The following is a 16,505-nucleotide window of genomic DNA, read 5'->3' as shown; positions in this document are numbered from 1 at the left end:
GGGCTCCGCTCTTTTCTTTTTGGGGCTAAGCTGCTTTGACTTTTACTTTGTCAGCGGATTCCGCTTCGTAGTCAGAGTACGGAGTTTTCACTTCCACATACTTGTCGCCCGCTTTATAGGCGCGCACCTTGTACATCTTAATGGCTTCAGAGCGGCCTTTGACTTCGGCAGCACCGGCCAATTCCACTTTAAAATCGTCTCCGACTTTATCGATCACGGTGTCGGTCACCAGCAAGTCTGCACCGAAGGCTTTTGTGGAAGCCTCGATACGTGAAGCTGTATTTACGGTATTACCGATAACTGTGTACTCCATACGCTCGTCAGAACCGATGGTTCCGGAAATCGCGGTACCAGCATGAAGTCCCATACCGATATTAATCGCGGGTTGTCCACGCTCGATACGTTTTTCATTTAGCTTTTCCAGGGATCTGCGCATTTCCAGGCACGCACGAAGCGCATTGTGGGCATCGCGAGGCGTGGTTTTAGGGGCGCCCCAAACGGCCATAATCGCGTCACCGATGAACTTATCCACGACGCCACCATGGGAATTGATAATGCCCACCATGACACCAAAGTATTCATTCAGCATTTCAACGACTTCTTCCGGAGAACGTTTTTCCGAAAACGCGGTGAAACCACGGATGTCCGAGAAGAAAACCACCACCTCTTTGGATTGACCGCCGACACCGATGTCCTTGCCGATCAAGTCCTCTGTAACTGCAGAACCGTGGAATTTCGAGAACAAGCTTTTTACTTTGTCGCGCTCTTTCAATCCCTCGGTCATGTGATCGAAGGCCACCGCCAGGTCACCAACCTCGTCATGGGATTTAACTTGGTCGCGGGCTTTCACGTCGAAGTTGCCTTTAGAAACCAAGTTGATCAAACCCGCCAATTTTTCAATCGGGGAGGTCAGTGTCATAGAAAACAGGAAGATAAAGAAGATCGCCAAAGAAATGGCGGAACCAGCGACAAATATCGAACGGCGTTTTACCTCGTTGGATACTTCCAGGATCGCGGCTTCAGAAGTTTGCGAGATCACCATCGGACCATAGGAAGTTTTGACGGAGGCGCCAAAATAGTTGGAGCGCGACTCTGGATCCACAAACTTCGTTTGATACTGTGGGGATCTGGTATTCATGGCTTTGGAGACAAACGGATTTGCCGTCATCGAAATGCGTGATACCGCTTTTTGCTCATCTTTGTGAGCTAAAACCTCACCCTGACGGTCCAAAAGGAACTGGGTGCGCTCAGACAAATCAGTGAATGGTTTTTGTAAAGGAGCCAGCATCACGTCAGCTAAAACCACGTGCGTGATTTTTCCCTGGGCGTCTTTTACCAGTGGAATGCCGATGGTTACCATGGCCGGTGCATTCGGGTATGACGCGTTTTTGATTTCGATGGAGCCTTCAGCAACGTTACGCACAGGGAATTTTTGCCAAGCGCGCACATTCACAAAATAAGAAGGGCCCAAGAGGAAAGGTTTTAAAACATCCTCTTTCACTTTGCTGACAACGGTTTCAACCGAAGAACCATTTAGTTTCAATACTTCCAATGCGACGAAGTTTTTGTCTTTAGTGAAATTGAAATCCAGGTCCTCTGCCGCAGCTTCGCCCTTCATAAGCAGTGAACCATTGGTGCGCGTTTTATCGACCAGGGAGGCGATGATGTTGTCGACCTCTTTGGCTTTTGCCGAAGCTGATTCCAAATTGGCGATGTCGACCTGTTCTGCAGATTTCTTTTCGAAGTAATTCGAAGAGATAAATGTGATGGCTCCTGTTGAAGCCACCAGAATCAGGATCGTTACCGTGATGAGTTTGGTTGAGATGGGTATTCTCATTAGAAACTCCATTCCGCGAAGAAGTTGATATAGTTACCGACAACCACAGATTCATTCACGTCTCCGTCCAATGCGAAATTGGTGGAGGAGGGAACAGCTTTATAGGACATGCGATCTTCGCGGCGGGCATAGCCCACAAGTCCTGTAAATTTACTGTTGAATCGATAGCTGCCTAAAATTCCAAATTGGGTCGAGATACTCGGATCGATATCCTGGTTGTTCGGAGTGGATACCTTCATCACCGAGGCATATACATGGGCATTCAATTGAATGCCGAATTTAGGGGAGAGCGAGTACCAATACTCAATACCACCATGCGGTCCGATAGCGCTGATGATTTGATTTTCTGAAGTGCCGGTGAATGGATCACCGATAGTTTCCGGAATCTCTTTATAGAATCCACCCATTTGATAGCGGATTTCACCACGGTCTCCCACCGGCATTTTGTAGACAGCATTGGCTTCGGCAGCTGCAAAAGTGCGGATTTCACCGTTAATTGTAAAACCGCTTAAGTCGACGATGGTTAAAAAACCCCATGGTGACTTGCGCGCATTCCAGCCCAGGCCCAAACGACCAGTACCTCCGAACGCATCATAAGCAACCATCGAGTTCTTTTCCGGATTGGAGCCTGAGAATTTCATGTCGGTGATAAGATAGCTTGCAATACCATACCAGCCGCTGGTTTTTTCGATCGATTGACGAACCAGTGCCGTGTACTCAGCTGCTGCCGAACGATCCCCTTCGCGCACATCAAAGGCGATCTTGGAGGATTGCGAAGTCGGGCGCAGATTGGATTTTCCTTTCAGGATGACCTGATACTTTCCGCCTTCCCAGGAAGAATCAAAAGGGAGGGAGTCTTCAGTGTAGTTTTCGTATGTTTTTACAACTTCCCATTTTTTAGTCGCAGGATTTGCACGGGCCACGATCACTTCATAGCCAGTGATATTTTCGGGACGGGACCATTTCACTTCCCGGACAAATTGGGACTCTGGCTTGGAAATAGTTGGCGGAGCCACGGCTTTACCCAGAACGGTAAAGGGAGCCACGGTCGTCGCATCACTGGAAATACCTTCAGAACTTCTTGCGGTCACTTTCCATGTATAAGGACTCGCAACAGGCAAAGTCGCTTTGAAGCGCGGTTCTTTCACGGTCTCTGTGATTTTTGTTTTACCGTCTTCGGAGTTCAATTCAAACGTATACTCATCAGCGCCGCCAACAGCATCCCACTTGAATTCGACATCTGTTTTCTCGTCATCATTTGATGCCAATTGGGCCTGGGGTGCAGGGGACTTCAGGTTGACATTATCCAGGCCGACATTGAACTCGCTTGGTGGGGACCAGTCACCAGGAACACCACGATAGTCGCGGGCGCGCAATTTCATCATGTACATGCCCGGAGTCAAACGGCCATTCCAGACAGCATCCGTGGTTTTGAAGCTGAAGGTTTTTGGTTTGCCTTTGTCGCCTTCTTTTTTTACTTGAGTCAGTTCGATGTCGTAAGCTTTCGCGCCGTCAATTTGTTCCCATTCGAAGTTGACCAGGCGACGATATGGTTCGGCCTTGGCGACAACTGCGCTGAAAAGGAAAATTGGTAGTAGAAGTGCGGCCAAGCTTATTCTCATCAGTTTACTTTAATCTTCTTCAATGTTGGTGCTTTTAAGTTTGATTTATCCGGTACCACCAGTTTACGAGCCGTGCCTGCTTCGCTGGCGCGACCGTGAGTGTCCTGTGCGGAGATCATCAATTCATATTCACCTGGTAATAGGTTGCGAATCGTTGTCGAGGTATTTTTGTATTTTGTGCGTTTCAGTTCCTTGCCATCTTTTTTGATCACAAGTTCATAATCAACGGCGCCGTCAATATTATCCCAGGTCAAATTGGAGCGTCCGTCCATTGAAGCTTGCAATGGTCCTTCAGCCGGAATGAAATTTGGTGATTTCAAAATCGGCATTGGCGCCACAGTGACTGCTTGGGAGGTTCCCAATCCAACAACGTCACCATTTTGGTCAACGGCCTCGATGGAAGCAATATAACGTCCCGGTTTTGGAACCGGAGCTGAAAATTTATTCTCTTTAACCTCAACAACCGGTGCATTTTCTGGTGATTGAGCGGCGTCATGCAGGCGCACACGGTACGCGCTGACATTTTTCAGATTTGTAGAGCCCCAGGTGAAATCCACTTTGGGTGAGTTCACAAAGTACTGAGTCAGTTGAGTTTCTGGCATTGTGAAAGCCAACGGTTGAACCTCAGGTTTCGGAGGAGGGGCTGCTGCCGCAGCCGTGGCCTCTTTCAGCATGTCTGTGAATTTCACTGTAAACTTCTGCATTTTTCCAAGTACGGGTTTGTCCGAGTCATTGAAATAGGAAGTCATGCGCCAGTAGTAAGTGCCTTCTTTCAAACCAGCCAAAGTAAAGCTGTCCTCAGCAGAGAAGGACTTGGTCGTGACCGGCTGAGTAAGGCCCGCATCGGACCATACTTGCAGGGTCATTTGACGAGTGTCATCGCTTTTTTGCCACTTAAAGGTTATATCAAATGGATCTTTGTTGGCCGGGATCTCAACGTCGGCTGTCGGGAAGACAACGGTTGGAGCATAGCGAGCTTGGATCTCTGTTCTGTAAATAGGAGACTCGCCCATCGCTTCACCCGTTGCAGATGTTGCCACGAGTTTCCAAAAGTGTCGGCCAAATGGCAGGGACGCGGTCAAGGAACTGTCGCCTGCAGTGGCGATTGCATAAACTTTCAAATTACGACGGTTTGAACCTGTCCATAAAGAGACTTGCGCGTCTGCCGGAAAGCCAGTCCATTTAAATGGAATCGGTTGCAGGTCGTCGGCATTCATTGCCACAGGTTTGTTTAAACTTGGAGCAAGAATTTTCACCAGATTCTTATCGAACTGCAAACCAGTGGCACCCAAGGCACCCACGCTTCCAGTTGAGATCTCTGTGTTCTTACCATCTTTTGATTTTACAGAAGCCTTACCTTCAAGGACTTGGACGTCGACGGAGTTGCCGGCGCCTTTGGAAAGAGAGGCGGAAGCCTGACTCAAATCGACTTTACCGTTGGCGGAGTTCAATACCAACCCAGGAGCATTTGCATCAGCAGCACCGGCTTTGGCATTGACGAAAAGACTACCTTCCATCAAATCAAGGGCGATTTCACCCTGCGATTTTTTAATAACGATCAGTGATTCGGGTTCCAAATCCAAATAGCGGTCAGAATCAGTAAATTGAATTCGCACTTCGCCTCGGTCAGAGGTACGGATGGCTTCGCCATCATAAAGAGGTTCGCCGGTGTTCACCAATTGCCACAATAGACGTGTGGCTTGTCGACGTTGGATGTCATCGACGACCTTTCCAACATATGCCAGTGGCTTTTCATTACTATGAGATTTTTGTTGCGTGTCAGTGGTTTGATACCAAACCCAAGTCAGCGCAAAAACAGATGATGAGCTGATTGCAGCTATCGCGAGTCTCTTCCATTGATTTTTCATCTGTTTCCTCCTCATCCTTTTTTCGGAAAATTTCTCGATTTTTTGTAGGGGGCCAAAAGACTTGGATTGTGACTGGAAAATGGTCTAGTATATTGCGCATGGATCATAAAAAGAACTACATCACCCCTGAAGGTCTGGCCAAACTCCGCGAAGAGTATCAAACACTGATGCATGGAGAGCGTCCTAAGATTGTTGAAATTGTTCAGTGGGCAGCGAGCAATGGCGATCGTTCAGAAAATGCTGACTATCAGTATGGCAAAAAGCGTCTGCGCGAAATCGACCGTCGGGTGCATTTTCTGACGAAAAGAATTGAGGATGCGGAAGTTGTGGATCCCAAGCTTATGAAAGGGGAAACCATTCTCTTTAGTGCGACCGTTACGTTGATGACGGAAGACGGTGATGAATTGGTATACCAAATCGTAGGTGAGGATGAGTTTGATCCTAAAGTCGGCAAGATTTCCTGGAAATCGCCCGTGGCAAAGTCATTGCTCGGAAAAAAATTAGGGGATGAGGTGAAACTCATGAAACCTTCTGGAGATGAATTTGTGACTATTGAAGGTGTGGAGTACAAATAACCTTCATTTTTGTGTCTCAGCAAATGAACATGAGCCTTTGTTTATTTGGCGATGGATTTTTTTGTCATCCTTTTTGATCTGAAGACGTGTACAATTTCTACTATGCAGAAGTTAGAACTACGCGCATGTGAAGCGCCTTTCTGGGCCCAGAGTGGCCATGCACAAACTTTGTGGGCGCATTTTTTAAAATCACCCATGCTGGAAGAACAAGGTCTCAATTTTGAGGTGAGTCTTCCTGATGGGGATCAACTCTTTTGTTACTATTATCCTGGCCATACCGACACGGTTATCAGCTTGTATCACGGTCTTTCTGGAGACATGAATGCAGACTACATGCAAAGAACGGCGATTCTTTGCCGGCAGATGGGGCACACCGTAGTATTGGTGAATCATCGGGGGGCGGGCCCCGGGATTTCAGCGGCTCGACATCCTTACCATTCGGGTCGTGCAGAGGATGTGTCTGAAGTTGTTAAAGCTCTTCGTCAGAAATTTCCCAAGAAAAAGCAAATTGCCGTGGGCTATTCCATGAGCGGTTGTATTGTGCTGTGCTTGGGGGGCGGGTTTCGCGGAGAACATAAGCCTGATGGAATCATCACGGTCAATGCTCCCCTAAATTTGGGTCGTGGTGCACGCACTTTGGGAAGTGGCTTTAATAGAATTTACGATGTGCGATTTGTTCATCGTTTGCGACAGAATATTGATTTCAAATACCGTGCGGGTCTTATTGATCAGGCCTATCAAATCCCTTGGTGGGCAACGATTTATGATCTGGATCAGATATACACAGCACCTGCTGCGGGATTCAGGGATCGTGAAGATTATTATGACAGCTGCTCAGCGATGCACTATCTGCACAATGTGGATGTGCCCACATATATGCTGACCGCCGCTGATGATCCATTTGTGATTGTTCAGGATTATTTGGATGCGCGAATTCCTGCCAATGTTTCTCTTCATATAGAAAGTCATGGCGGGCACTTGGGGTATCTAACCAAAAACAAAACATCATTAGGCAGTCATCGTTGGCTTGACTATTACCTGGGCGAGGCCATTCAGAAAATGTCCCTGGAGTTTACTGCCGGTTCGTAAGAACGGCATCCTTTAGCAGGTGCCAGCGCTCGCCCCACACGTGGTAAGATCGTGATGTTTTGCCGGAGTCATAAACGGGGATTTCAATAATACTCAAAGTTTGCAGGCGTACGCTGTGGTGCAGAGCCGGCGTCAGATACCAGCCACGCAGTTTTTGCAAGGGCAGTTCCTCGCGGATTTTCAGCCATGCCGATTTTTTGATGGCAATCACCTCACACAGTGGATCTTGCAATGAGTGATTGTACTTGTCGCGCAGGATGTTGTTGAAAAGGAGTTCTGTTTTGGCGCGGCGGCTGACGGCTTGTAAGAAAGGATTTTCTTTTTTACGGTAGCGGTCGCCCCAGCAGACGTCGATCTTTTCTTCGGCGACCAGGTGTTGCCAAAGTTTGAAGACATCACCGAACGGGGAGGCTAATTCTGAATCCAGAATCATGAGGTAAGGCGCTTGAGCCAGGTCCATCCCCTGATAAAGGCTGAGGGCTCGTCCCTTTTTTTTGTCGTTGCGGTGAATCACCAGTAATTCGTTATCCCCCGAGGAGTCAGCCTGTTCCCGCAAAATATCGAATGAACGATCAGCCCCTTGTTCCACTAAAGCAATCAATTCGTACCTCATGGGAAATTTTTGAAAGAACGAGCGTAAATCCTGAATAAAGGACGGGATAATTTCCGCGTCTTTGTTCAGATATACCAAGAGAGAGCAGTGAGGGGTTGACACCGAGGATTCCATCTTTACGATTAATACCAATGAAATCTTTGCGCGTCACTCAAATCCAGAAATACGTTATTTGGCTTGTCATTCTTCTTTTGGCGATCCTGACCCGTTTTTATATGTTAACCAATAAACCGTTGCACTTTGATGAAGGCATCAATGGTTGGTTTGTTTTGCAGATGAAGACCATTGGGTTCTATAAGTATGACCCCACGAATTACCACGGGCCTTTGTATTTCTACCTTTTGCGCGGATTCACGGCGCTTTGGGGTCACAGTGTCGAGGTATTAAGAGCTCTTCCCTCCGTTTTTTCCGTGTTCGCTGTCATGTTGTTCACGTTTCATTTGATCAGCTCAAAAATCATCCGTGGCGCAATGGTGGCTCTTTTGATGTTCAGTCCGGCCTTTTTATTTTACGGTCGATCGGGCATTCATGAAATGCCGTTTGTATTTTTTCAGTTGTTGTTTGCCCTGGGAATGCTTCGTTGGGCGGAAAAGTCAGATGGCACGTCGCTGGCATTGTTACTGACCGCAACTGTTGGTATGGCCACACTGAAGGAAACCTTTGCGATTACACTTGCTTCCTGGGTGGTGGGACTTGTCTTTGCAGGTCCCAAAGTGATTCGTGAGTACTTTCACTGGGGTAAGTTAAAAGCGGCATGGTCTCGTCGTCTGACTTACATGGTTGTGGTTCTGTTGATTTCCTTCGTTTTGTTGTTCACTGGTTTTTTCCGAAACCTTCCGGGTTTGTTTGATTTCGTGAAAGCCTTCCTACCGTGGATGAAAACAGGTGTCGGGGAGACGGGCCACAACAAGGAGTTCTTGTATTGGATCAAGACTTTGGCTGAAGCAGAGCCGTTGGCCTTGTTCGGAGTCGGTATGGCCTTCGTGGGTCTGATTTCGAAAGATGCGCGCCTTCGAATGGTGTCGGCATTTTCCTTGTTTCAATTGCTTATCTACTCTTTGATTCCTTACAAAACCATCTGGTGCATCCTTACGCTGGTGTGGGGATTTTATCTGGTGCTGGCAATCTATGCGCAACAGATCCTGTTGCGTCGCGATTGGCAAAGCTATTTATTTGGTTCGATTCTGATGATCGGAACAGTTGGTAATGCGCGCAGCGATTGGCGCGCCGTCTTTGCTCAGCCGATTGATATGTCCCATCCTTATATTTATGTGAACTCCACATATGAGATGAAGGCGTTGCAGGATGCGACTTTGCAGGTGGTTCGTGAAAATGCGGAACATCTGAAAGTACCAGTGCAAATTGGAATGCGTGAGCAGTGGCCATTCCCTTGGGTTTATAGAAATTTTAAAACCCATTGGGATTTGTGTTCGAATAAAGTCATTCCAGGCGCCTGGATTTATTATTGTGACACTGCTGGTGAAGCCGCAGTGGAAGAGTCTTTAACTGAACCATTTATGCGCGTCAGAATCATGCTGCGTCAGCAGCGCGAAATTTCAACTGTGTATCTAAAGAAAAGTTTGTTCGAGGATATTTACAAAGGGCAATTTGAGATTGTCGGTCCTGATAAGGAGAATCCCTAAATGACAGGTTTGTCTTTTTTAATGAGTGTATTACTGACTTCGGCATCCGCGGCTCCTGCTCCGGTGAATGTCAGCCGTAAGGTCGATTTGAACCGTGATTTAAAAGCACCCGGTTTTGTGAATCTATATGAAATGGATGCGAAGTCTGTGGCGAAATTGCCAGTGTTGGCGCAGCTCAAGGCCCACGAAATCAATGGCCGCTGGAACGAGTGTCTGAACTTGTCCTCACGTGTGTTTGCAGTTCAAAAAGAACTTAAAGGTTGGGTGGGGCAGACGTGGCTTCATTGCCTGGATAAAACTCAGCAAAAAAAGACCAGCGCAGGACAGGAAGACCGCGTCCTGACGGCGATTGCCCGTCAGTGGCATCTTTTTGAAGTTGGCCCGTGGTCGCAGGATTTGTGGAATATGTGGGTCACACAGGAGTTAAGTTATTTGAATGCGGAAGCTGGTAAAAAGAACCGCAAAGTACTTTCCCGCGTGGAGCGCTTGCTGGACAACTCTGGTAAACTGAATCGGGATCAAAGATCCCAGTGTTATCAAATTTTGGGTGATTTTTCCCTGAATGATAATGATTACCCACAGGCACAATTTTTCTACGAAGAGGCGCAAAGCCTTAAGGATTCAAAATACCTGACGGAAAAGCTGGAGTTTTTGGCCAAGACCCGCAATCAAGCTGTCGCAGCAGCGCCGGCTGCGCAAATTGAAGCGATCGGAGAGGACGGCAAACTTGAAGAGCGCATTCGTGTTTCGTTAAAGCAGAATGATTTGATACCGGCACTCAAAGACACCGTGACACTTTTGAATCAGTATCCGGGTGGTCGCGCGGCTCGTCGTCTTAAAGACAAGCCGTTGGAAATTTTTAATTCCATCAATGACAACGCCATTGCGGCGAAAGCTCTGGAGGAAATGGGCGAAGCTGATGCTTCACGACTTTTGGAATGGGCGCAGAATCTGCACCGTCGTGGGGAGTGGGAATCCGGCATGAAGCTGGCGGAAAAATCCTATGAAAAGAATCCGCAGTCCCCAACGGCTACGAGCGCCTTATGGGTGTCTTCCAGATCCGCGCATTTCCTGGGTCTTTATGACAAAGCTCTGGATCTTTATAGCAAACAGATTGTGATCTCCAATGGAACTGATGAAAGTTCCGAGGCTTTGTTTCGTTCCAGTCTGATTTACTATCGCAAACAGGACTTCACGACGGCAGCGGCATTGCTGGAACGTTTGGTGCAACAGGGGAAAGATCGTTACGATCTGAATGCACAGTATTGGCTGGTTCGCTCCCTGCAGACCTTCAGCAAAGATCGCGCAGACAAAGCGGCGCAGGCGTTGATGGATAAGTATCCGTTTTCCTACTATGGCATGCGCTTGCGCGCAGAGTCTCAGGGTGGAAAGCTGACGTGGCCGGATGTTACCGCAAAAGATTTGAAACTTAATTCATCGTTGTGGCTGGTGGGTTCTCAGAAAAAATCCTGGGATCGTTTCGTGGCTCTTTCCGCTGCGGGATGGGTAGGCGAGGCGCAAACGGAACTGAGTGATCTGCCGCCAATGAAAGATCCAACGCTGCAAGTCCTTTTTGCGGAAAAGTTGGCTCAACGTGGGCAGTATTTTTCAGCGATTCGCATGGTGAACGATGCGATGGAAAATGATCCGCGCCTTCGTCAGCAACAATTCCTGAAAACAGGTTATCCGGAAATTTTCACCAACTTCTATCAGAAAGAATCAGATCGTTACGGTATTGACGCGATTTTGTTGCGCAGTCTGACTCGTCAGGAAAGTGGCTTTAACATGAAGGCCGTTTCGACTTCGAATGCATTGGGATTGATGCAAATGATCCCTCCCACAGCACAAGACACGGCAAAACGCCTGGGGATGAAGATTGAAATTCCAGAAGACATGTTCCGACCTGAGATTAATATTCCCATGGGTTCCTTCTATGTTTCCCAGATGTTGGACCAGTTCTCTCAGAATGTGCCATTTGCGCTCGCAGCGTATAACGCAGGACCCTATCGTCTGAAAAAATGGGTGAACGCACGTCCGGAAGTCTCTTCCGCGATGACAGAGCCAGGCTCTTCTCCCGAGGCTGAGGTGTGGGTTGACGAGTTGCCGTGGAATGAGACCAGCTTTTATGTGAAGGCAATTCTAAGAAATACTCTGCTTTATCGAATGGTAGGTAAGGAGTCCTATGTGGTTCCGCCAATTTTATGGCAAGACCTGCTTACTAAAAAGGCAAAATAAGTTCGTTGTTTTATTGTAAAAGTCCTTCGAGTTTTGTAGCCTGAAAGCTGTTCGGAGGACTCATGAGGAGACTAGTTACATTAAGTATCGTCCTGGGCCTGCTTTCGGGTTGTGTTCATAAGGATATGGGCAACAACAACGATCAGGCGGCTGGGAATGCAGGCAACGGTTCTGAAATCAAAGATATTGGTTCATTCCGTTTGTCAGATCCTGAGGGTCCCAAGGTCGTAGACCAAGAATTGGATGTTATCCCTACAGAAATCAATCCATTGGTAGAAAAATGGGTTACTTACTTCCAAGGCCGCGGCCGCCATCATATGGAAAGATATTTGGCGCGCTCTTCTCGCTACGAAAAACTGATGAAAAAAGTTTTGCGCGACAATGGCTTGCCGGAAGACATCTTTTACATCGCTTTGATTGAATCCGGTTTCAGTTCCAATGCGACTTCTCACGCGGCAGCTGTTGGTTATTGGCAGTTCATCCGTGGGACAGGCAAACGCTACGGGTTGGAAATCAATCCATTCGTGGACGAGCGTCGTGACCCGGTTTTCGCCACTCAAGCCGCGGCTGAATACTTCAAAGGTCTTTATTCTGTTTTCGGTTCCTGGTATCTGGCGATGGCTTCCTACAACGTGGGTGAGAACCGCGTAAAACGTGAAGTGATGAATCACTACACGCGTGACTTCTGGGAGCTGGCTCGTAAAAAACGTCTTCCAGCTGAGACGATCAACTACGTTCCAAAATTTATCGCAGCCAAGATGATCGCAAAAGAACCGGCTAAATACGGTTTCGAGGACATCGATTATCTTCCACCGATCGAGTTCGATCACATCACAGTGAACCAACCGATCAATATGCGCCAAATGGCTGAAAAGCTGAATCTGAACTACGAGGACTTCAAAGCATTGAATCCCAAGTTCAAAGGTGAAGTGGCGATCTTGAAAGGCACTGAGCTTATCCTTCGTATCCCACCGGGTTCTCAGGAATTGGCGAAAGTGGCAGCGAACGAATCTGTGGTTACTGATTTGAAGTTCATCGCGGATAGCGGCGACACTCAAACTTACAAAATCCGCAGAGGCGACAATCTTAAGTCCATCGCTCGTAAGTACAGAACTTCTGTGGCTTACCTTCGTGACCTGAATGACTTGCCAAGAAAATCACGCCTGACAGTGGGCCGCACGATCTACGTACCAGATCGTACTCCGCTTCGTGATCGTTCTGACCGTAAAAACAACAGCACAATGTCAGCTAAGACCAATGCAAAACCAGCGGTTGAAAAATCCGTTGATACAGCAGCGGCGGATTTGACGGGTGGTCGTTATTACGTGGTTCAATCCGGTGATTCTTTGTTCTCGATTGCACAAAGATATTCAACGTCAGTGGCTGAGCTTCAACGTGCCAATAACATCAAACGCAAAAGCAAATTGAAGTTGGGCATGAAGCTTAAAATTCCAGGTGGGGACAGCAGTTCCGCCCGGGAGGTAGCCAAAAGCAAAGTACACGTAGTCCGTAAGGGCGATAACCTGACTGACATCGCCGCGAAATACAACGTTACTGTTGGCCAGCTGAAACAAAAAAACAAGCTGCGCAACCCAGCCTCCCTGATGGTAGGCTCCCGAATCAGAATCCCAATCGCAGACGCGAACTAGGGAAAATAAAAAACCACTCGAAAGAGTGGTTTTTTTGTGTCCGCTGCGCGGGCTCTTAGGCTGATTGGCTGAAAAAAAGTGCCTAAGAGGAATCGTCTTTGATAACTCTTAGGCGAGGGGAATGAAACCAATCCTTTGTAATAAAAAGACCTTCCATTTTGCACACCTCTAAGTTCCCTTAGGTACTCTGTGACCTTTGGCAGCTGGCTGGCAGTGAAGCCCCTGTAGCTTTGCGCCCTACGGTTTCCCGCAGTTTGCCTTGAGGCAAAGGAAGGATCTAAATCCTAACGAGTATAACCCTAGGAACCTCCTTTGAGTTATTCGATATGATCCTACCAGTTCATCAAATTTTTGCGAGGCCTGAACCCTGAACCTCGATTTAGCAATCCTTGTGTACGGTCGTCACTTCGGTGCTTCATCATGATGGTCGTGGATACGATGCTTCATCACTGTCCTCCTTTAGCTGGCCCAAAAAGCATTCACCCGAACAAGTCGAGTCTAACGAGCCACTCGGTTTCAACTTTTACAGAATAGCGCGGATTTATTTTTCGACAAAGTGATCGACATCATTTTCTCAAAACAGTTCGAGAAGCGTCTCACGAAGGGATTTCTAGAGTGAAAACACGCCGCTAAATTCGTTCCCGCACTAATTGCTTCGATGGCTTTGTTCATTTGTGAATGGCAAATCATGCCCACAATTCACGCAACTGCTCCTCACTCATCCCACGCAATCGAGTTTTCGAGTAAGGACGCCCCTTCGCCTCGCACTCATTTAGTTGAATATAATTCCGCACCGTCACCCAAGCCCGGTGCCCCTTAACCACACGAGTATAAGGACGATGCTTCCAAACCCTCGGCCCGTCGTTCTTGGTATTGGGGGTATCGGTCAACCTCTGTGCAAACTGTCCCGCTACCACTCGTAGAAAGCTTTGTATCTGTGAGCGACGACCACCGCGAATCAGTAAGTGAATGTGATCTCGCTGAATGGAGAACTGTTCCACCTTCACGAAGAATTTGTACGAATACCTTTTCAATAGAAGTGTCATCAGATTGAAGTTTTTTGAAGAGCGTAGTCCGCCTTTTACAGCTTTGATATTAACCTTAAAAACCAGGTGAATCGGATCTTTGCCAGAAAGAGGACGAGCCCCGCGACCGAACGAAGAGTTACGAAGTGTGCCACCGTGACAAAGGTGATGTTTTCGTGGTGTGCGGGTTTTTATTAGAAATGTTTGCTGCTTCATCGTGGCTCCCCAAGGGTGACCGATACCCCTGACGGACGAGGAAGAGAGCAAAAGTTGTGGAATGTTGAAGTGCTAGTGGGAGAGTTATCGTCTTAAACCCCGGCCGAAACCCGGACTTGGCGTGCGTGCCGGGTATCGGTCAAGAATGGGGGATATCGGTTGGTTGTTGGTGATGACCGATACCCCGGGGGCGTTAGTAACAAACGCGGCCGTAATAATACCAGCCCCAGCTATAGCAATAACAACTGTATCCAACGGGAGCCCATTGATTCAGATAACACCAGCCATAGTTCGTACAGCATTTGTTGCCGTAATAGTATTTGGCATCGGCATCGTCTTGTTTGGCCATGTCCAAAACTTCTTGCTCTTCAGTGGTGCTCATCAGGCCAGATGATTGGGTTTCAATGGGGAAGAGCGGGCGATCTGCAGGAAGTTGCGATTGCGGAGCTGCATTCGCGGAAAGCGCGAACGCGAGGGCCAGAGTAAGGGTGGTTAGTGCCTTTCTCATAAAATCCTCCTTAATTTTTTGCGATAATTATTTACCGCAAACTGTACCAGGATAAACTTTGTTGCCGTGTTTGCAGTAGCACTCGCTGCCGATCGGGAAATCACCCCATCCACAAGCGGGACCACTTACGGGACAGCAGACACCCATGATTTGCACATCATCTGGTTTTTGAGTCGTGGAAATTTGAGTAGGTTTTGCGAAAGACGACCAGATGTCGTTTGAAAGAGGCGAAGCCAAAGTCGCCGAAGAAAAAATCATTCCAGAGAGAAGTGCGAAAATCAGTGTTTTCATACATGCCTCGATTGAACGGCCACAAGTCTATTGTCGCTCAACTTCCATATTCCGCAAGACGGTATCAAGATACTTTGTTGCGGAACATGGGGAGCGGACTCATGGCCGAGCTGGTTTATTACCAATTTAGCGGCAAACGTGACCAGAGATAGTGCCAGCACCACCTGAAGAGCATTTGCATGGAGTTCCTACGTTGTAGTAAGCGTTCAATTCGCAGAACCCACCACCATGGCTTTGGTAGCAGCAGAATTTACCTTGAGTTTTCCAAGCAAGTGCTTCAGCAGACTCAGCTTGTTCAGCAGATGTAGCGTAAACTTCAGCAGCTTGAACCACTGGAAGTTGTGGCATTGCGTATTCAGCTTGTGCAGAAACACAGAAGCCCAATGCGATCAAAGTTGCAGCGAAGATTTTTTTCATGAGATCCCCCTCTATATTGGTTTTCAGTCATTCAACAGACAAACACTCGCGTTTGCAAGTTGTAAAACCTCAATGTGTTCGAGGGGGATATGCGGTACGTTACGGAAGCATTTCGCGCAGCTTGTCAGCGATCGCCATGAACGCTTGAGCTTCTGCGCCGTTGCTGTTCGCTTCAACAATTGGAATTCCCGCTTCACACGCCAGTCCGACAGACGGGTTGAATGGAATTTCCCCAAGCTTTGCAATACCTTTTTGTGCTGCGTAAGAATCCATCTCACCCTTAGGGAAGAGCTGCATTTTTTCGCCATTCACGGGGTTGACCATGTAGGCCATATTTTCAACCATACCCAGCAATGGGACGTTTACGCGCTGGAACATGTCGACAGCTTTTTTCACGTCGATCAAGGCCACGTTTTGCGGTGTAGACACAAGAACCGCGCCAGCTACGGGTACTTTTTGAGCGAGAGTCAGTTGGATGTCACCAGTTCCTGGCGGCAAATCCACAACCAGGTAATCCAACTCGCCCCAGTTCACGTCACGCAGGAATTGATCCATCGCTTTGAACAACATCGGTCCACGCCATACAACTGCGGAACCTTCCTCGATCAAAAAGCCGATAGACATCAGTTTGATGCCGTAACGGTTGATTGGCTCAAGTTGATTCGTGTCGGGGTGAATTTGAGGTTTTTGGGCAAGGGTTCCCAACATGCGAGGAATACTCGGGCCGTAGATGTCGGCATCAAGTAAACCAACTTTTGATTTGCGCCCAAGGGCCATTGCCAAGTTGGTTGCAACGGTGCTTTTGCCAACTCCGCCTTTACCCGAGGATACCGCGATAATATGTTTCACTCCGGGAATTGAGGTTTGTTTTTCAAACGGATTTGGTGCAGCCATTTTTAACGGACTCCTTGCTAATT

14 protein-coding genes and 1 riboswitch are annotated in these 16,505 nt (G+C 47.8%); of the genes, 5 read left to right on the top strand and 9 right to left on the bottom strand.

What is annotated here, in order from left to right:
• Positions 1-25: 25 nt before the first annotated feature.
• The 3 genes from ACLVWR_RS01545 to ACLVWR_RS01535 are packed head-to-tail and all read right to left on the bottom strand — an operon-like array spanning position 26 to position 5,327.
• On the bottom strand, positions 26-1,837 hold the full coding sequence (locus tag ACLVWR_RS01545) for an adenylate/guanylate cyclase domain-containing protein (RefSeq protein WP_413582198.1): 1,812 nt from the start codon (positions 1,835-1,837) through the stop codon (positions 26-28).
• The gene (locus ACLVWR_RS01540; protein WP_413582197.1) at positions 1,837-3,459 is read right to left on the bottom strand and encodes a hypothetical protein; all 1,623 of its coding nucleotides are present in this window, start codon (positions 3,457-3,459) and stop codon (positions 1,837-1,839) included. The genes ACLVWR_RS01545 and ACLVWR_RS01540 overlap by 1 nt, the downstream gene beginning before the upstream one ends.
• The gene (locus ACLVWR_RS01535; protein ID WP_413582196.1) at positions 3,459-5,327 is read right to left on the bottom strand and encodes a hypothetical protein; all 1,869 of its coding nucleotides are present in this window, start codon (positions 5,325-5,327) and stop codon (positions 3,459-3,461) included. Before ACLVWR_RS01535 ends, ACLVWR_RS01540 begins: the two co-directional genes overlap by 1 nt.
• A 98-nt stretch (positions 5,328-5,425) precedes the next feature.
• On the opposite strand from ACLVWR_RS01535, the gene greB reads away from it, so the two are divergent.
• Both greB and ACLVWR_RS01525 read left to right on the top strand, forming a co-directional pair.
• Positions 5,426-5,902, top strand: a complete 477-nt coding sequence (gene greB, locus ACLVWR_RS01530) for a transcription elongation factor GreB (RefSeq protein WP_413582195.1) — start codon at positions 5,426-5,428, stop codon at positions 5,900-5,902.
• A 102-nt stretch (positions 5,903-6,004) separates the two neighbouring features.
• A complete protein-coding gene (locus ACLVWR_RS01525) occupies positions 6,005-6,991 on the top strand; it encodes a YheT family hydrolase (protein WP_413582194.1) in 987 nt (328 codons plus the stop codon).
• On the opposite strand, the gene ACLVWR_RS01520 is transcribed toward ACLVWR_RS01525, so the two are convergent.
• Complete coding sequence (locus ACLVWR_RS01520) at positions 6,975-7,718, bottom strand: glycosyltransferase (protein ID WP_413583524.1); 744 nt, start codon at positions 7,716-7,718, stop codon at positions 6,975-6,977. The two genes, ACLVWR_RS01525 and ACLVWR_RS01520, sit on opposite strands and share 17 nt — an antisense overlap.
• 17 nt (positions 7,719-7,735) lie before the next feature.
• Between ACLVWR_RS01520 and ACLVWR_RS01515 the strand changes: the two genes are divergently transcribed.
• From ACLVWR_RS01515 to ACLVWR_RS01505, 3 genes are all read left to right on the top strand, one after another.
• Positions 7,736-9,247: a flippase activity-associated protein Agl23 gene (locus ACLVWR_RS01515; RefSeq protein ID WP_413582193.1), complete on the top strand. Its 1,512-nt coding sequence runs from the start codon at positions 7,736-7,738 to the stop codon at positions 9,245-9,247.
• Positions 9,248-11,482: a transglycosylase SLT domain-containing protein gene (locus tag ACLVWR_RS01510; protein WP_413582192.1), complete on the top strand. Its 2,235-nt coding sequence runs from the start codon at positions 9,248-9,250 to the stop codon at positions 11,480-11,482.
• A gap of 62 nt (positions 11,483-11,544) precedes the next feature.
• The gene (locus tag ACLVWR_RS01505; RefSeq protein WP_413582191.1) at positions 11,545-13,131 is read left to right on the top strand and encodes a LysM peptidoglycan-binding domain-containing protein; all 1,587 of its coding nucleotides are present in this window, start codon (positions 11,545-11,547) and stop codon (positions 13,129-13,131) included.
• 195 nt (positions 13,132-13,326) lie between these two features.
• A riboswitch (cyclic di-GMP riboswitch) is annotated at positions 13,327-13,400 on the bottom strand.
• Between the two features lie 417 nt (positions 13,401-13,817).
• Here the strand turns inward: ACLVWR_RS01505 and ACLVWR_RS01500 are convergent.
• The 5 genes from ACLVWR_RS01500 to ACLVWR_RS01480 form a co-directional block, all read right to left on the bottom strand.
• Entirely contained in the window at positions 13,818-14,372 is a 555-nt protein-coding gene (locus tag ACLVWR_RS01500; protein WP_413582190.1) for a transposase, read from the bottom strand.
• 193 nt (positions 14,373-14,565) lie between these two features.
• Positions 14,566-14,880 (bottom strand): hypothetical protein, encoded by a 315-nt coding sequence (locus tag ACLVWR_RS01495; RefSeq protein WP_413582189.1) that lies wholly within the window; start codon positions 14,878-14,880, stop codon positions 14,566-14,568.
• A 27-nt stretch (positions 14,881-14,907) separates the two neighbouring features.
• Positions 14,908-15,171: a hypothetical protein gene (locus ACLVWR_RS01490; protein WP_413582188.1), complete on the bottom strand. Its 264-nt coding sequence runs from the start codon at positions 15,169-15,171 to the stop codon at positions 14,908-14,910.
• A 126-nt stretch (positions 15,172-15,297) separates the two neighbouring features.
• Positions 15,298-15,588 carry a hypothetical protein gene (locus ACLVWR_RS01485; protein ID WP_413582187.1) on the bottom strand — a complete coding sequence of 97 codons (291 nt, stop codon included), beginning with the start codon at positions 15,586-15,588 and terminating at the stop codon, positions 15,298-15,300.
• Between the two features lie 99 nt (positions 15,589-15,687).
• Complete coding sequence (locus tag ACLVWR_RS01480; RefSeq protein WP_340596657.1) at positions 15,688-16,482, bottom strand: Mrp/NBP35 family ATP-binding protein; 795 nt, start codon at positions 16,480-16,482, stop codon at positions 15,688-15,690.
• Positions 16,483-16,505: the final 23 nt, after the last annotated feature.

The sequence above is a fragment of the Bdellovibrio sp. HCB288 genome, assembly GCF_047305935.1.
GTDB lineage: Bacteria > Bdellovibrionota > Bdellovibrionia > Bdellovibrionales > Bdellovibrionaceae > Bdellovibrio.
This window is presented reverse-complemented; position numbering and strand designations above follow the sequence as displayed.